The 16356-nt window shown below is 65.7% G+C and carries 15 protein-coding genes; 8 read left to right on the plus strand and 7 right to left on the minus strand.

Annotated features, from left to right (window positions below):
* Window positions 1-16: 16 nt before the first annotated feature.
* The 5 genes from J7367_RS01295 to J7367_RS01315 form a co-directional block, all read right to left on the minus strand.
* Window positions 17-1408 carry a peptidylprolyl isomerase gene (locus J7367_RS01295; protein WP_057660472.1) on the minus strand — a complete coding sequence of 464 codons (1392 nt, stop codon included), beginning with the start codon at window positions 1406-1408 and terminating at the stop codon, window positions 17-19.
* A complete protein-coding gene (gene lptD / locus J7367_RS01300) occupies window positions 1405-3840 on the minus strand; it encodes an LPS-assembly protein LptD (protein WP_172955781.1) in 2436 nt (811 codons plus the stop codon). Before lptD ends, J7367_RS01295 begins: the two co-directional genes overlap by 4 nt.
* A 116-nt stretch (window positions 3841-3956) precedes the next feature.
* The gene (locus J7367_RS01305) at window positions 3957-4865 is read right to left on the minus strand and encodes a histone deacetylase family protein (protein ID WP_057660470.1); all 909 of its coding nucleotides are present in this window, start codon (window positions 4863-4865) and stop codon (window positions 3957-3959) included.
* Window positions 4866-4903: 38 nt separating this feature from the next.
* Window positions 4904-5461, minus strand: coding sequence for a cob(I)yrinic acid a,c-diamide adenosyltransferase (locus J7367_RS01310; protein WP_005921106.1), 558 nt, complete (start codon window positions 5459-5461; stop codon window positions 4904-4906).
* A 3-nt stretch (window positions 5462-5464) separates the two neighbouring features.
* Complete coding sequence (locus J7367_RS01315) at window positions 5465-6043, minus strand: hypothetical protein (protein WP_057660468.1); 579 nt, start codon at window positions 6041-6043, stop codon at window positions 5465-5467.
* A gap of 340 nt (window positions 6044-6383) precedes the next feature.
* On the opposite strand from J7367_RS01315, the gene ubiH reads away from it, so the two are divergent.
* From ubiH to J7367_RS01340, 5 genes are all read left to right on the plus strand, one after another.
* The gene (ubiH, locus tag J7367_RS01320; RefSeq protein ID WP_057660467.1) at window positions 6384-7592 is read left to right on the plus strand and encodes a 2-octaprenyl-6-methoxyphenyl hydroxylase; all 1209 of its coding nucleotides are present in this window, start codon (window positions 6384-6386) and stop codon (window positions 7590-7592) included.
* Complete coding sequence (locus tag J7367_RS01325) at window positions 7589-8770, plus strand: UbiH/UbiF family hydroxylase (RefSeq protein ID WP_057660587.1); 1182 nt, start codon at window positions 7589-7591, stop codon at window positions 8768-8770. The genes ubiH and J7367_RS01325 overlap by 4 nt, the downstream gene beginning before the upstream one ends.
* Window positions 8771-8897: 127 nt before the next feature.
* The gene (locus J7367_RS01330; protein ID WP_057660465.1) at window positions 8898-9620 is read left to right on the plus strand and encodes an alpha/beta fold hydrolase; all 723 of its coding nucleotides are present in this window, start codon (window positions 8898-8900) and stop codon (window positions 9618-9620) included.
* Between the two features lie 102 nt (window positions 9621-9722).
* A complete protein-coding gene (locus tag J7367_RS01335; protein WP_022558369.1) occupies window positions 9723-10154 on the plus strand; it encodes a nuclear transport factor 2 family protein in 432 nt (143 codons plus the stop codon).
* A 151-nt stretch (window positions 10155-10305) separates the two neighbouring features.
* The gene (locus J7367_RS01340) at window positions 10306-11337 is read left to right on the plus strand and encodes a transporter (RefSeq protein WP_057660463.1); all 1032 of its coding nucleotides are present in this window, start codon (window positions 10306-10308) and stop codon (window positions 11335-11337) included.
* A gap of 172 nt (window positions 11338-11509) precedes the next feature.
* Here J7367_RS01340 and J7367_RS01345 read toward each other — a convergent pair whose 3' ends face one another.
* Window positions 11510-12184, minus strand: coding sequence for a GntR family transcriptional regulator (locus J7367_RS01345; protein ID WP_033481452.1), 675 nt, complete (start codon window positions 12182-12184; stop codon window positions 11510-11512).
* Window positions 12185-12419: 235 nt separating this feature from the next.
* Here J7367_RS01345 and J7367_RS01350 point away from each other — a divergent pair, with 235 nt between their 5' ends.
* The 3 genes from J7367_RS01350 to J7367_RS01360 all read left to right on the plus strand — a co-directional run bounded on the left by J7367_RS01350 (window position 12420) and on the right by J7367_RS01360 (window position 14754).
* The gene (locus tag J7367_RS01350; protein WP_057660461.1) at window positions 12420-13316 is read left to right on the plus strand and encodes a gallate dioxygenase; all 897 of its coding nucleotides are present in this window, start codon (window positions 12420-12422) and stop codon (window positions 13314-13316) included.
* Window positions 13317-13326: 10 nt separating this feature from the next.
* Window positions 13327-13686 (plus strand): protocatechuate 3,4-dioxygenase subunit alpha, encoded by a 360-nt coding sequence (locus tag J7367_RS01355; protein ID WP_007965260.1) that lies wholly within the window; start codon window positions 13327-13329, stop codon window positions 13684-13686.
* 66 nt (window positions 13687-13752) lie between these two features.
* Window positions 13753-14754, plus strand: coding sequence for a LysR substrate-binding domain-containing protein (locus J7367_RS01360; protein ID WP_007970087.1), 1002 nt, complete (start codon window positions 13753-13755; stop codon window positions 14752-14754).
* 177 nt (window positions 14755-14931) lie between these two features.
* Here the strand turns inward: J7367_RS01360 and J7367_RS01365 are convergent, their stop codons facing one another.
* A complete protein-coding gene (locus tag J7367_RS01365; RefSeq protein ID WP_244672240.1) occupies window positions 14932-16356 on the minus strand; it encodes an AMP-binding protein in 1425 nt (474 codons plus the stop codon).

A 16356-nucleotide genomic window follows, 5' to 3' on the forward strand; every position in this document is an offset into this window, starting at 1 on the left:
ATCCGGATGCCCGGCCTCAGCGCGTCGGCTTTGCCGGCGGCGGCGAGGGCGCTGCAGGGTCTGCCGATTTGGCTGGAGCGGCAGTGGCGTTGTCATCGGCGCGGTCGCCGGTGCGGTAGCTCACATACGCTTCGCCACGCAGTTCCTGCAGATAGCGGTTGTATTCTTCTTCCAGCTTGCGGCGACCGATGGTTTCGCGCACCTGCGCGCGCTGATTCTCGGCGCTGACGTCGGTCTGGCGGCTGCCGACGCGCTGCACGATATGCCAGCCCGCCTGGGTACGGAACGGCTCGGAGACCGCGCCGTCGGTCAAGCTTTCGACCTGCTTGCCGAAGTCCGGGCCGAACGCATCGGCTGGGAACCAGCCCAGATCGCCACTCTGGCCGCGGCTGTTGGTGTCTTCTGAGGACTCCTTGGCCGTCGCCTGGAAATCGGCGCCACCGACGATGCGTGCGCGAATCGTATCGATCTTGGCCTTGGCCTGCGCCTCGGTCTGGTTATCGCCGATCCGCACCAGGATGTGGCGTGCGTGGTACTCGGTGACCATCTTCTTTTCGCCGCCGGCATTGGCGTCGCGCATTTCCACCAGCTTGAGCAGCTGGAAGCCGCTCGGGCCGCGCAGCGGTCCGGCCACCTGACCGGGCTGCATGTCGCGGATCAGCTGCGCGAATGCGTTGGGAATCTCATCCAGGCTGCGCCAGCCCAGATCGCCACCTTCCAGCGCATTGGGGCTATCGGAATAACGCACCGCAGCGGCCGAAAAATCCAGCTCGCCCTTGTCGATCAAGGCTTTGACGCCATCGACCTTTTTCTGGCCGGTGGCGATCTGTTCGGCATTTGCGCCTTCCGGCAAGCCGATCAGGATATGCGCCAGGTGGTACTGGCTGCCGGTGGCGGCCTGTTGGGCCAGCGCGGTATCCACCTCGCCTTCGCTCACGCTGATGCGGCTCTGCGCGAAGCTCTGGCGCAGGCGCTGCACGATGATCTCGTCGCGCACCGATGCGCGGAAGTCGGCGTAGCCCATGCCGTCGGCTGCCAGCTTCTGGCGCAAGCCGTCCACGGTCGTGCCGTTCTGCTGGGCGATGCTGGCGATGGCGCGGTTGAGCTCCTCGTCGCTGACGCGGATACCGTTGCCATCGGCGCGGCTGACCTGCAACTTGACCAGTACCAAGCGCTCAAGGACCTGGCGCTGCAGCACATCGTCTGGCGGCAGCTGGTTTTCGCGACCGGCGTACTGCGACTTGACGTTGCGGACGGCACGATCGAGCTCGCTCTGCAGCACCACGTCTTCGTCGACGATGGCAGCGATGCGATCCAGCGGCTGGGATTGCTGTGCCGAGGCCAACGGCGAAACCGTGCTGGTAATGGCCAGCAGCGAGGCAAGAACAACAGAGAAAGGCTTGGTCATGGAATCAGGTTCGGATCGTAATCGTCCGGATTGGTCGTGGTGTTGCTGGGCGGGACCAGGTAGAGGTCGTCGCGGTAATAGCCGAGAATAGCACGGCGCAAAGTGCGATCCGTGTTCTGCCCGAACGAGCTCAAGCCCTTCAGCACGAACTCGATCTGGATCGAGTTGTCCATCTCCCCATCGCGGTTACGCACGAACCGGCGCACCAGTCCGCGTACCGCCAGGCAGCAGCTGTCCCATTGCACGCCACCGATGATTTCCAGCGGCTTGCGGTCCAGCAGAGAGTAGTAATACCGACCGACCGCGCTCCAGCTGGGGTTGATCGGGTACAGGAAGGAGAAATCGGCCTGCTTGAGCTGGTCGCTGTTGTCGGTGAGGTTGCGACGGTAGCGATACGCCAGGTTGATGATGCCGTCGTTGTTGAGCAGATAGCGCGTGCGCAGGCTGGCCAGATCTTCCTTGCGCGAGTTCGGGTTCCACTGGTAGGTGGCGCCCATCGACCAGCGGTCGTTGATCATGTAGTTGGCGTCGGCCACCCAGGCCGACTTGCCCTGTTCGACGGTCTGCTCGCTACCGGCGGCCGAATTGTTGCTGTTGTTGATGGTCACCAGCGAGTCGCTGAAGTACAAGATTTGGCCCGCACTCAGCGAGAGCTTTTCGCGGCCATCGTCCTGGCGCAGCCAGCGCGAGGTCACCGCCAGGGTCAGCTGGTTGGCATCGTTCTGGCGGTCGGCGCCGGTGTAGCGGGTGTCGCGGAACAACTGACCGTAGCTGAAGGTGAACGGACGAGTGTCGAACACCGGCAGATCGTCCTGGTCGCGGTATGGCACGTACAGGTAGTACATGCGCGGCTCCAACGTATTGAGATAGTTGGTGCCGAACAGCGAGGTTTCGCGATCGAAATACAGGCCGGCGTCCAGCGAGGCGATCGGCAGGCTGCGCGACGGGGTGCGGTTGCCGGTCAGCGGTGCGGTGTTGGCCAGCGTGGAATCCAGCTGGTACGCGGTGTAGCGCCATGCCACGGTGGGCGTCAGGAACCACGCTGCGCCCGACAGTGGCATCGAGATATACGGTTTGACGTCCAGGCGCGCGCCGCTGCCATATTCCTTGTTGCGGATATTGGTGCGGACGTACTCGTCGCCATTGTTGTTGTTGGCGTTCGGGATGTAATTGACCTGGTACGAATCGTCGTGGGTGAAGCGCACCGCCTCGGCATAGACGCCCGCCTCGAAAATGCCCAGCGGCTTTTCCCAGGTGAAATACGCGCGCGGCTGCCGGTTATAGGGCAGGGCCTGCTCGTCCAGCGTGTAGTCGGTGAGCTGCCAACGGTCGGCCATCAGGCCTGCGGTCCAGGTTTCCCCGGTGCCGTAGATGCCCACGGTGCTCTGCAGACTGGACGCCGAGCCCATGCCGTTCAGACGGCTGGTGAAGTCCTCGACATAGCGTGTGTCGCTGACCCAGGAGATGCTGCTGCGCGCCTGCCAGTGGGTGTTGACGTTGTGGTAGCCGCTGTAGAACACGCTGCCGCGGTCCTTGTCGCGCAACTTGTCGTTGGGCAGGTAATTGCCGGTGACTTCGCCGCGACCGCCTTCGTACAGGTAACGGAATTCGGTGCCGAACATGAAACCGCGCTTGCTCATGTAGCGCGGCAACAACGTGGCGTCGTAGTTCGGTGCCAGATTCAGATAGATCGGCTGCAGATAATCGAAGCCGTTACGGCCGGACAAACCGAATTGCGGAAACAGCAGGCCGGTCTGGCGGCGGTCGTCGATCGGGAACTTGAACCATGGGAAGTACAGCACCGGCACCTTGCCGATCTGCAGCACCGCGTTACGCGCGGTACCGAAACCTTCCTCGTTGTCGACGTCGATCTCGGGCGCGCGAACGCGCCAGATCGGCTGCGAGGGGTCGCAGGTGGTGTACGTGGATCGATGCATCTGCCCGACCTGGCCCTGCAGGTCCACCGATTCGGCGTCGCCATTGCCGCGGCGCTCCACCAACTGGTACTGGATGTTGGTGACCTTGTGGGTGTCGGTATCCTGATTGCCTTCGGCGCGGTCGGCGACCATGCGGAAAGAGGTGTCCTGGTAGCGGACATTGCCTTCGGCGATGTAGTTACCGGTTTCGGTGTCCATGCGCAGGTTGTCGGCACCCAGGAACTGGTCGCCGCGCTTCAACGCAACATTGCCTTGGTATTGCGGGGTGGTGCTGGTGCCGGAAAGCTGGTCGCCTTCGATGTCGGTCGGCAGCTGCTGGCGCATTTCGGCCGCCTTGGGGTCGGCGGCAGGGGCGCCGTCGAAGCCGGGTAGCGGGTCTACGGCCGGGCACAGTCCCCAGTTCAACGGCTTGTCGGCAGCCATGGCCGGGAGGCAGATGGCGATGCTCAAAGGCAGGGGCAGCAGGCGGAGAGCTCGGCGCACGCGTGGGTTCAACCAAGAAAATGGCGACTAGCTTGCCGCATACCCCGCATAGGGGCAATGAAGAGCGCCGGCGCCGGGTGGGCGAGGTTCATCGCCACCGGTGGCGCGACCGGCGCCCCGGCCGGGGTTCAGCGCAGCGCTGCCACGTGCGCCACGCTGCTTTCGCGCAGCGCCTGCAGGTCGTAGCCGCCTTCCAGGATCGAGACCACGCGGCCGCGTGCATGGCGGTCGGCCAGGGTGCGCAGCGCGCCGGTGAGCCAGGCGAAATCGTTGTCGTCCAGCATCAGGTCGGCCAGCGGGTCGCGCAGATGCGCATCGAAGCCGGCGGAGATCAGGATCAACTGCGGACGGAAGGCATCGACGAGCGGCAGCATCTCGTCTTCCCAGACATTGCGGAAGCGCAGTCCATCACTGCCTGGTGGCAGCAGCAGGTTGTGGATATTGCCGACGCCGCGCTCGTAGACGCTGCCCGAATGCGGATACAGCCCGGACTGGTGGGTGCTCAGGTACTGCACGGCGGGGTCGCGCTCGAAGATCGCCTGGGTGCCGTTACCGTGATGGACGTCGAAATCCACGATGGTGATGCGCTCCAGCCCATGCCGGTCGCGCGCATGGGCGGCGGCCACAGCGATGTTGTTGAACAGGCAAAAGCCCATCGACACCTGTGCGGTGGCGTGGTGGCCCGGCGGCCTGACCGCGCAGAAAGCAGTGCGGGTCTGGTCCTGCATCACCGCATCCACGGCCGCGATGCCGGCGCCTGCAGCGCGCAGCGCGGCCGCGCGCGAGGCGGGCACCATGCGCGTGTCCACGTCCAGCTGGCGATAGCCGTCGAAGGCGGTTTCCAGCACCGCATCCACCTGCTCGCGCTCGTGCACCCGGCACAGATCGCCCAGCTTGGCCAACGGCGCTTCGCGCCAGTCCAGATCCGGGAATGCGGCGCGCAGCGCCTCGACCACCGCTTCCAGGCGGGCGGGACTTTCGGGGTGCTCAGGGCCGGCGTCGTGACCGAGGCAGGCGGGATGGGTAAAGACCAACATGGGGCAACTTTAGCCTCTGCGCCGACCCGGGCGCATGCTCAACCGCGCCGGCGGTCGTGCCGCCACAGGACTTCCTGCCGACCATCGGCACGCGCCAGCACGCGCGCCAGCACGAACAGCAGGTCGGACAAGCGGTTGAGGTAGCCGATCGCCTCGCTGCGCACCGCTTCCTGGCGCGACAGCGCAACGGTCTCGCGCTCGGCCCGGCGCACGATGGTGCGGGCCAGATGGCAGCGCGCGGCGGCCTCGCCACCGGCCGGCAGGATGAATTCCTGCAGTGCGGGCAGCGTCTGGTTGAAGGCGTCCAGCTGCGTCTCCAGCGCCTGGATGTCGGTCGCGTCGATGGCCGCGTGGCCGGGGATGCAGAGCTCGCCGCCCAAGTCGAACAACTGATGCTGCACGGTGGTCAGCAGTGCGGCGATCGGCTCCGGCACGCCGGGTGCGGCCAGCAGCACGCCGATCGCCGAATTGGCTTCGTCCACGGTGCCGTAGGCATTGACGCGCAACGCATCCTTGCCGGTCCGGCTGCCGTCGCCCAGGCCGGTGCTGCCGTCGTCGCCGGTCCGGGTATAGATGCGGGAGAGCCGGTTGCCCATGGCTTAGCCGGCGTAGGGCTGGCGACGCGGTGCGGACAGACGCTCGGCAGCCACCTGGATCACCGCGGCGGCGGCCACGTACAGCGCGGCACTGCGCAGATATGGCCCCAGCCAGTCGGTGTAATTCTTGGACCAGCCGGCCACGGTCGGGTCGGCCACGCTGGCGCTGATCCAGTAGAAGCTGCCCTGGGCGATCAGCTGGCACAGCGCCACGGCGATCAGCAGGGCCGGCACCAGCCGCGCTAGCGCGCTCCACTGTGCGCCATGGTAGTGCCGGCGCAGCCATACGCCGCCGGCCCACAGCGCGAAGTACGCCGGGATCAGGCACCAGTACGCCGGCGACACGCAGTAGTGCTGCCAGAAGCTCAGCCCCTGGCCGGTGATCACCAGCCAGTCCACCGCCACGGCCAGCAGCATCAGCAGCGGAAATGCCAGCTTGGTGCGCGCAGCCAGATGAAATCCGCCGATGAAGAACACCGCCCAGGACGCATCCGGAACCGGCGCGAAGTGATTGATCCGCGTAGCCGCCATCAACACGGCGAGCAGACTCAGAATCAGGGTGTCGTGCGAACGAGAAGTCATGCGCGAAGCGGGCCGGATCACGGGCCCTGGAGTGTAGCGTGGAAGTGGTGCTGCCCGCGGCTTGGGTCACGGCAGCTGCAGAACGACTGCGCAGTGCCAAGCCGGCGTGGCCGGCGCCCGGAATCGGCCTGCGCCACGCCTACACCGCCGTTTCTGGGTGCGCCATCCACGCCCGCCTGGCGACTGCTCGCCACGCTTTTCCAGCCGCTGCATGTGTTTGGGGAGCGCGTGAAGCGCTGCGCTGCGCGTCAACCATGCACGGCGCAGGTGGCAGCGGGCGCGGCAAGATGTCCCGCCCTGCGTCGGCAACGCGCAGGGGGCGAAGGCTTATCATGTGGGGATGACACATCCCCATGACGTTCTGATCGTTGGCGGCGGCCTGGTCGGCTCCAGCCTTGCGATTGCGCTGGACCGCCTCGGCCTGGATGTCGGGCTGGTGGAGGCCACCCCGGCCGGCACGCCGCCGGCAGTGTTTGATCAACGCAACCTCAGTTTCGCCGCGGCCACCGTGAACGCGCTCGGTGCGCTCGGAGTGATGGCCAAGCTGCGCAGTCCGCCCGGGCCGATCCGGCGCATCCATGTCAGCCGCGCCGGGGACTTCGGCCGCGTGCAACTGGACGCGGCCGATTATGGCCGCGACGCCTTCGGCCAGGTGGTGGTGGCACGCGACTTCGGCGATGCCTTGCAAACGCGCCTGGACGAACTGACCCATCTGCGCCGTTACCGGCCCGCACGGTGCATCGGCATAGAACCGGTGCAGGACGACCTGCGCGCGGTGCGCCTGGCTACCGATGCGGGCGAGCAACGGGTGCAGGCCAACCTGGTGGTCGGCGCCGACGGCAGCCATAGCGCGGTGCGCGAGCTGCTGCATATCGGTACCGATGCCCACGATTTCCTGCAGACCCTGTTCGTGGCGCGCGTGCGTGCCTCACGACCGCCCGATGGCACGGCCTGGGAGCGTTTTGGCGAACATGGGCCAACGGCGCTGTTGCCACGCGGCGACCGTCATTACGGTGCGATCCATTGCGTGGCGCGCGCCGAGGCCGAAGCCGTGGCTGCGCTCGATGACACCGGCTGGCTGGCGCGCCTGCAGCGTGCAGCCGGCTGGCGTGCCGGGCGCATGGTCGTCACCGGCGAACGCAGTGCCTATCCACTGGTGCAGGTGCTGGCCGACAGCCTCATCGCCGAGCGCGTGGTGCTGCTGGGCAATGCCGCGCAGACGCTGCATCCGATCGGCGCGCAGGGCTTCAACCTGGGGTTGCGCGATGCGCTGACGCTGGCCGAATTGATCGAGCACGATCGCAGCGATGCCGGTGCCGGTGCGTTGCTGGCCGAGTATCTGGCGCGGCGGCGGGTGGACCGCGAGCACACCATCGGGTTTTCCAGCGGTCTGGCGCGGCTCACCGGCAACCCGGCACCGTTGCTGCGGCCGTTGCGTAGCCTGGGCTTGTTTGCGACCTCGCAGGCGGCCCCGCTGCAATCGATGCTGGTGGGCGGTGCCATGGGCTTCCGTGGCGATGTGCCGCAACTGTGCCGGAGCAGCGCATGAGCCGGCGCAGCACGCGCGAGGCCGTGATCGTCGGCGGTGGCGTTGTCGGCGCGGCCTGCGCGCTGGCGTTGAACGATGCCGGCCTGCGCGTTGCCCTGGTCGAAGGGCGCGAGCCAGCGCGCTGGCGCGCCGATCAACCCGATCTGCGTGTCTATGCCTTCGCCGCCGACAACGCCGCATTGCTCGACAGCCTGGGCGTGTGGAATGCGGTGCGTGCCGCGCGCGTGCAACCTTACCGGCGCATGCGGGTCTGGGATGCTGGCGGAGGTGGCGAGCTGGGCTTCGACGCCGACACGCTGGGACGCGAGCAACTGGGCTGGATCATCGAAAACGACGTGCTGGTGGACCGCTTGTGGGCCGCCGTGCATGCGGCCGGCATCGAAGTGCGTTGTCCGGCACGCGTGGTCGAGCTGGAGCAGGACGCCGCCAGCGTGCGCCTGCGCCTGGACGATGGCAGCCGGCTGGAAGCCGCAATGGCCATTGCCGCCGATGGTGCAGCATCCACCCTACGTGAACTCGCCGGGCTGCCGGTTTCCCGGCATGCCTACGCACAGCGCGGCGTGGTTGCCTTCGTGGAAACCGAACACCCGCATCAGGCCACCGCCTGGCAGCGCTTCCTGACGACCGGGCCGCTGGCCTTCCTGCCGTTCGCCGATGGCCGCAGTTCGATTGTGTGGACCTTGCCGGATGCCGACGCCGAGCGCGTGCTGGCGCTGGACGATGCCGATTTCTCGCGGGAGTTGACCCAGGCCTTCGCGGCGCGCCTGGGCGAGGTACGCGTGGTGTCGGCACGCACCGCCTTCCCGCTGCAACGGCAGTTGGTGCAGCAGTACGTCAGCGGCCGCGTGCTGACCCTGGGCGATGCCGCGCATGTGGTGCATCCGCTGGCCGGGCAGGGCGTCAACCTGGGCCTGCGCGATGTGGCGGCGTTGCGGCAGAGCGTGCGCGAGGCGATGGCCAAACGTGCCGATTGGGCCGCGCCGCATCGCCTGCAACGCTGGGCACGTACCCGGCGCAGCGAGAACACCGTTGCCGCCTACGGCTTTGATGCGATCAACACGGTGTTTTCCAACGACGACATGCACCTGACGTTGTTGCGCGGATCGGTATTGGGCCTGGCCGGCAAGTTGCCGCCGTTGGTCGATGTGCTGTGGAAGCGCGCCTCCGGCGGCGCGTGAGCCCATCGCGCCAGCCGCCGCAATCGGCGTCGGCGGCTGTCTGTCATGCCTTGATATGCCTTTTATGCTATAGCGAAGGCAGCAGGTTCCATACGACGTGCGTGGCTGCCGTGGCTACAGTCGCGCCATGACTTCGTCTGCGCCTCCTTCCTCCAAGCCGGCAGTGCTGCTGTTGTGCGGCCTGCTATGCGACGCCGCCATCTGGCAACCGCAGCGCGTCGCGCTGCGCGATCTGGCCGATGTGCAGGTGATGGATTTCGCCGGCTTCGACAGCATCACGCAGATGGCCACGCATGTATTGGCCGTCGCGCCGCCGCACTTTGCGCTGGCGGGACATTCGATGGGCGGACGGGTCGCGCTGGACATCATGCGCCAGGCGCCCGCGCGCGTGCTGCGGCTGGCCCTGCTGGATACAGGCATCGCGCCGCGCCGCGCCGGCGAACGCGAAGAACGACTTGCGTTGGTGCGACTGGCGCACGCCCAGGGGATGCAGGCGCTGGCGCAGCGCTGGCTGCCGCCGATGCTGCACCCCGATCACAGCGCCGACAGCGAGTTGATGGATGACTTGATGGCCATGGTGCAGCGGCACAGTGCGCAGAGCTTTGCTGGGCAGACCCACGCCTTGCTGGAACGCCCCGATGCGGGGCCGGTGCTCGCGCACATCACGTGTCCTACGTTGTTGGGAGTCGGGCGACAAGACGCGTGGAGCCCGTTGGCGCGGCATCAGGACATGGCACGACACATTCCGCAGGCGCGGCTGGCGATCTTCGAGCACTGCGGGCACATGGCGCCGGTCGAAGCACCTTCCGCCGTCAGCGACGCGCTGCGCGACTGGTTGCAGGCCGCGTGATGGCGCGTAGGCCGAACGGATGGCGCTACGTGGCGACTATCGCCGAAACACGCAGTCGGCCGGGTATCGAGATTGCGTTGGTCACGTCTTGAGGAGCGCTGCATGCACGAAGACGCCTCGATCATCATCGCCTGCGAGCAAGCGATCCGCCGGTTCGCGCTGTACAACGATCGCCATGATCATGCCGGCCTCGCCGCGTTGTTCACCGACGACGGTGTGTTCGCGCGCCCCAGTGCACCGGATGCGCCCGTGCGTGGGCGCGAGGCCATCTTGCAGTCGTTTCGCGAGCGTGCGCCGCGCACCACGTGCCACCTGATGCTCAATACCTTGGTCAGCGTCCAATCGCACACGCTGGCGCACGCGCACAGCCACGTACTGCTTTACACCGCTGGTGATACCGCCGCAGCGCCGCCGTGGACGGCGCAATCGCCCGCATTGCTGGGCAGCTTCGAGGATGTGCTGGTGCTTGAGCAGGGGCGCTGGTTGTTCCAGCAACGGCTCGGGTCGCTGCTGCTGCGGGTCGGCACTGGCTGAGTCAGCGCATCCGGGCTGCAGACAACACCTTTACTCATCGCTGTCCTGATGGCGCATGCCGCATGCCGCCGTCTTCCGGTCCCGTTTTCTCCTCCCTCCATGTCGCGTCGCATCGCAGTCATCCATTCCCTTTGCATCGGAGATTCGCCTAGTGGAACGCGTCCGTTCGTCTGCTCGTTGTGGTTCGGTGTTGCCGCGTGGGCTGTCGCCTCGTCAACCTGCATTGATCATCGCTGCCTTGCTGGCCGCAGCGTCGCCAGCAGCATGGGCGCAGGCTGTGCCGGAAACCGCGGCGCCACCCCAAGGCGTCAATTTGGGGGGCACCAGCTTCTTAGATGGCTTCGGCTCCATGAAGCCTGGATGGACGGCCATCGAGTATCTGCGGTACTACGATTTCGATGCGATCAAAAATGCCAGCGGCGACAATTCGCCGGCGTTCCGCGACCCCAAGGTTGGCGTCAGCGTCGCGTTGACTCAGCTCATCTATGTCACGCCATACACCTGGAAAGGCGGTTCGTTGAGCTTCAATGCGATCGTGCCGCTGGTCAATTACGATACCTCCGTCGCTGCCGATAGCCCGGTGCGCTTGAGCAGCAATGGCTTGGGTATGGGCGATATCTCGTTCGGGCCGGCGCTGCAGATGCCGCCGGTGATGCGCGAGGGGCGGGTATTCTTCTTCCAGCGATTCGCCATCGACGCCTTCGCGCCCGTGGGCAAGTTCGATCGCGATATCGCCATCAACCAGAGCACCGGTTTCTGGTCGGTCGCACCGCACTGGGCCTTCACCGTGCAACCCAGCGACAGTTGGGAAATCAGCGGGCGGCTGAATTATCTCTACAACTTCCGCACCAGCCGCGCCGGTGGCGTGCCGCCGATTCCCGGGTTCCGTTTTCGCAATGGCCAGGCCGGCGATGTGCTCTGGGCAAACTTCGCCAGCTCGTTCAAGGTCACCGAACAATTGCGTCTGGGCATCAATGGATATTACCTGCAGCAGTTGAAGAACAACCGCACCAACGACCAGAGCATCCCCGACAGCAAGCGCAGGCAGTTCTATGTCGGCCCTGGGTTGTCCTGGCGGTTCGACGAAAAGAACCTTCTCAACTTCAATGTTTACCTCCCTCTCGAGGTCGAGAACTCGGTGGCAGGCAATAGCTATAACCTGATGATCGTGCACTCGCTGTAACGCGCGCCGGTCCTGCGTCCCACATTGCCGGCGCAGGGAGGCCGGCGTGTGGGATGGAGGTGGTGCGATGCCGAGTGGATCGGCTTGCGCTGTTTGCGCCGTGTACTCCACGTCATCCATCAATATGCGGCACAGCGCGTGCAGTGGGTCCAACCGCCGCAACACGTGCGTTTCAGATTCCCATGCTGTGCCGTTGCGTGTTGGCGTGTTCGCGAAACAGTAATTCCGCGCGTGCGCCATCGCGTTGCTCGATGGCCGACACGATCGCGCCGTGTTGCCTGTGTCCGTAAAACAGATCGTCGTAGGCAAGCGCGGCAGTGCGTTGGCCGAACACGACGTTGACCGGGCTGACGAACGGCACCAATGTGCAGCGTTCCACGGTTTCGGTCAGGATCGGCTTGTTGGCCGCCTCCACGATGGCGCGGTGGAAACGGGCGTTCATTGCGCCATACGCCTGCTCATCGTCGGCGCAGAGGGTGCGGCTGGCCAGGATGCGGTCGCCTTCGCCCAGGCAGGCATACAACGTGGCGAGCAGCTCGGCGGGGGCGCCCCGTTCGGCGACGGTGCGTGCGGCCATGCCTTCCATCACTGCGCGCACTGCCAGTGCATCCAGGCTTTCCTGCTGGCTGAAGCGCCGCACGGCGTAACCACGGCTGCCCGCCTGCACCAGCAGCCCTTCCTGGCATAACGCCGGCAGGGCCTGACGGATCGGCGTGCGCGAAATCGCCAGGCGCTCGGCCAGTGCCGCCTCGGTGACGCGCTCGCCGGGCGCGAAGGTGCCGCACAGGATCAATTCGCGTAGCTGCTGAATCGCTTGCAATCGGTGGTTGTTCGCCATTGGCTCCATTCTCTCGCGCCATACCGCAGCGCACGTTCCTTCGACAGGGAAAACTCGCACTTACGTGTATAAAAACCTTGCGGATGAGATCGCTTGATGGCAATTTGGATCCCAAGGATACCGTTTTGGCGATCCGGAGTCGTTGGTCGCCCTCTTTTGGGATCCATTGCGTTGCAGATCCCGAATCACCCACTGATGCGCGCCTGCCCTGATCAGGGCCCGGCCCGCGTCGCAGGAGCGCAACATGGCAAGCATCATCGGCGGTATCGGGACCTCGCACGTTCCCACCATCGGGGTGGCCTACGACAAGGGCAAGCAGCAGGACCCGGTGTGGAAGCCGTTGTTCGACGGCTACACGCCAGTGGCTGCGTGGCTGGCCGAGCAACGAGCCGACGTGCTGGTGTTCTTCTACAACGACCACTGCACGACGTTCTTCTTCGATCTGTATCCCACCTTCGCGCTGGGCGTGGGCGAGCGCTTTCCGGTTGCCGACGAGGGCGCGGGCCTGCGCAACCTGCCGCCAATCCGCGGCGACGTGCAGTTGCAGGCGCATATCGCCGAATGCCTGGTCAATGACGAATTCGACCTGACCGTGTTCCAGGACAAGCCGATCGACCATGGCTGCGCGGCGCCACTGCCGCTGCTATGGCCGCATGTGCCGGACTGGCCGGGCACGGTGGTGCCGATCGCCATCAACGTGCTGCAGTATCCGCTGCCGACCGCGCGGCGCTGCTATCGCCTGGGCCAGGCGGTGCGCCGCGCGATCGAATCGTATCCGGAAGATCTTCGGGTGGTGGTGGTGGGCACCGGTGGGCTATCGCACCAGATCCATGGCGAACGCACCGGGTTCAACGACACCGAATGGGACATGGAATTTCTGGACCGGTTCCAGCATGCGCCCGAGACCCTCACGCATCTCACCCACACCGATTACGTGCGCCTGGGCGGTGCGGAGAGCGTGGAGCAGATCATGTGGCTGGCGATGCGCGGCGCGCTGGATGGGCCGATCCGCAAGCTGCATCAGAACTACTACCTGATGACCACCACTGCGATGACCGTGGTGCTTTACGAGCCCGGCGAAGAAGCGGCCGGCGCGCCGCGTTCGGCCGAGCTGCTTGCGCGCACTGCCGCCGCGGCCTGAGGAGGTGCTGATGAATCCGCAAACCCATGGCATGGAGCAGATCGGCGGCACGTACCTGTTCGATCTGCGTACCAGCAATCGCGCGCTGCGCCTCAACCGCTTTTTCTGGCACATGATCCGCGCCCCGTGGCGCGATCGGTTCTTGCAGGATGCAGAAGTATTGATGCAGGAAGCCGAACTCACCGAGCAGGAGAAGGCGCTGATCCGTGCGCGCGACTGGCTTGGCCTGGTGCAGTACGGCGCCAACTTCTTCGTCATCGAAAAATTCGCCCGTGTGGTGCGCATGACCAATCTGCAGGTCTACGCAATCATGCGCGGCGAATCGTTCGAAGACTTCATGCAGACGCGGCGTGTGCCCCATGCGCGCTGAGCGGTGCGTATTGGCCGTGCGCTGCATCGCCGCATTACCCGACTTCCCAACGTAAGGCCCACCCCCATGACAATGTCTTCCGTGTTCTTTGAACATCGCATCAAGGTGCGGCACCTGCGTGTTATCGAAGCGCTGGACCGACAGAAAAGCCTGTTGCGCGCCTCACGCGTCCTGAATGTCACCCAGCCCGCGCTCACGCGCGCCTTGCAGGAGATCGAAGAGATCGTCGGTGCGCCGCTGTTCGAGCGGCATTCGCGCGGCGTGCGCCCCAACGCGATGGGCGAGGTGCTGGTGCAGACTGCGCATGTGGTGCTGGGTCAGCTACGACGTGCGCAGGACACCTTCGAAGGGCTGCTGCAGGACGATGCGCTCACGATCACTGTGGGCGCCTTGCCGGTGGCGGCTAGCGGTTTGCTGCCGGCGGTGCTGGCCGCGCTGTATCGCACCGAACCGACGCTACGGGTGCGCCTGCTGCACGGCCGCACCGATGAGCTGTTGCCCAAGCTGGCCGGTAACGAGATCGATCTGGTGGTCGGGCGGTTGTATCCGCTGGCCCGCTACGACGCATTGATTCGCAAGGTGTTGTACCAGGACCCGATTGCGCTGGTGGCGCGCAGCGACCACCCGCTGTTCGCGAATGGGCCGGTGCGCATTGCCGAGGCGGTGGCCTACCGGCAGGTGCTGCCGACCCTGAGCCAGCATGTCGAACGCGACGTGGCGCAGGTCATGCGCGAGCACGGACTTGCAACGCGCGACCAGTTGCGTTCCAGCTCGGCCAGCTTCACGCGCGAAATCCTGCTCGGTACCGACAGCATTGCGGTGATGCCGAGCATGATGGTGGCCGGCGACATCGCACGCGGCGAGTTGCGTGCCTTCCAGTTGCAGCAACCCTCGCAGGCGCGCGCAGGCGGGGTGATCTATCGCGATGGCAGCGCAATCCACAAGCCGGGCGTGCGCTTGCTGATGCGCGAGCTGGAGCACCAGCTGGCCCTCATGGCCGAGCAGGGCGCGGTGTGGGTGGACGACCGCGTTGGCGAAGACGATGTATTGCTGGATGCGTCTGCGTGAGCGCATAAGGCTGGCGCAACGCGCAACGCTTGGCGATGCATGCTGGGTTGCATCGACGCCCAGGGGCCATTGAGCGTGGCTGCATACATCGGAACGTGCGCCGCGCCACAGCAACGGGCAGCCCAGGCTGCCCGTCGTGCCGTTGGCGGTGCGCATTCGCGCCCATGCGACGGCACCTCAGGTGTCACTGGCCAAGGTGTCCTTCAAGCGCGCTTTTTGTAATTTGCCGGTTGCCGTGCGCGGCAAGGCGTCCACCACGCGCAGATGCTTGGGCACCTTGTACTTGGCCAGGCGTGCGGCCAGATAGTTGCGGATCTCCTCCAGGTCCGGTGCCGCAGCGGCCGGCACGATCGCCAGGTAACCCACCTCGCCCCATTGCGGGTCGGCCAGGCCGACCACCGCGCACTCGCGGATGTCCGGATGGTCTGCGAGCAATGTTTCGATCTCTGCCGGATACACGTTCTCGCCGCCGGAAATGAACATGTCCTTCTTGCGGTCGACGACCCAGAAGAAGCCGTCGGCGTCGCGCTGCACGATATCGCCGGTGCGGAACCAGCCCTGCCCATCAAGCACCTCGGCGCTTGCCTGCGGGTCGCGCCAGTAACCGGGGCTGAGGTTGGGGCCGCGCAAGAGCAGTTCCCCGGGAACGCCCGCTGGGCAGTCGTTGCCCTTGTCATCGACCACGCGCGTCTGCACCGAGGGCGTTGCGATGCCGGCCGCGCCCAGCTTGTTGCGGATCACATCGCAGTTCACCGACATGCCGAACACCGTGCCCGCTTCGCTCATGCCGAAGCCGCAGACCATCGGGATGCCATCGTCCAGCCAGCCAAGCAGATCGTCGCTGGCGTGCGGCGCACCGCCGCTGACCAATGCGGTGAGATGGCGCAGCGCTGCCGCATCGAAGCCGGGCTGATTGCGAAATGCCTGCATCATCTGCGGCACGCCGACGTAGTGTGTGATTCCCAGCGATGGATCGGCAAGCCAGCCCAACGAGCGTTGGGGCTCGAAGCCATTGGAAACCTGGATCGAGCCGCCCACCGCCAGCGCCGAGCGCACATTGGTGACCAGGCCGATGATGTGAAACATCGGCGCTTCGCACAGAAAGCTGCTGCGTGCGTCCACGCGCGTGGTGACGCCGAAGTTATGCGCGGCGTGCTGCAGATTTTGCTCGCTGAGCATCACGCCCTTGGGCTGACCTGAGGTGCCGGAGGTAAACAGGATCAGGCTCACACGATCCGGTGGAATCGATGGCGTGTCGGCAGGCTCCAGTGCATCGGCACTGGCGATAAAGTCCGCCAGGGCGTCCATGTCCGTGCGAGCGGCCGCGACATCGTCGCCCAGCAACACGCGCGGCGCTGCGCGTTGCAGCAGCGCATCGAGCTCGCTGGCGCTCAAGCGCCAGTTGAGCGGGACATAGATTGCGCCGACCCGCCCGCAGGCAAAGTGCAGGGCCACCTGCCACACCGAATTGCGCGCCAGCACCGCGAGCCGCTCTCCATCGACGCAGCCGCGCCGGCGCAACAAGGCCGCCAGACGGCCCACCAAGGCGTCCAGTTCGGCGTAGGTCCATTCGAGGCCCAGCACTAGGGAAGGTCTGATCAA

Source organism: Xanthomonas sp. D-36-1 (assembly GCF_017746155.1).
Classification (GTDB): domain Bacteria; phylum Pseudomonadota; class Gammaproteobacteria; order Xanthomonadales; family Xanthomonadaceae; genus Xanthomonas; species Xanthomonas cissicola.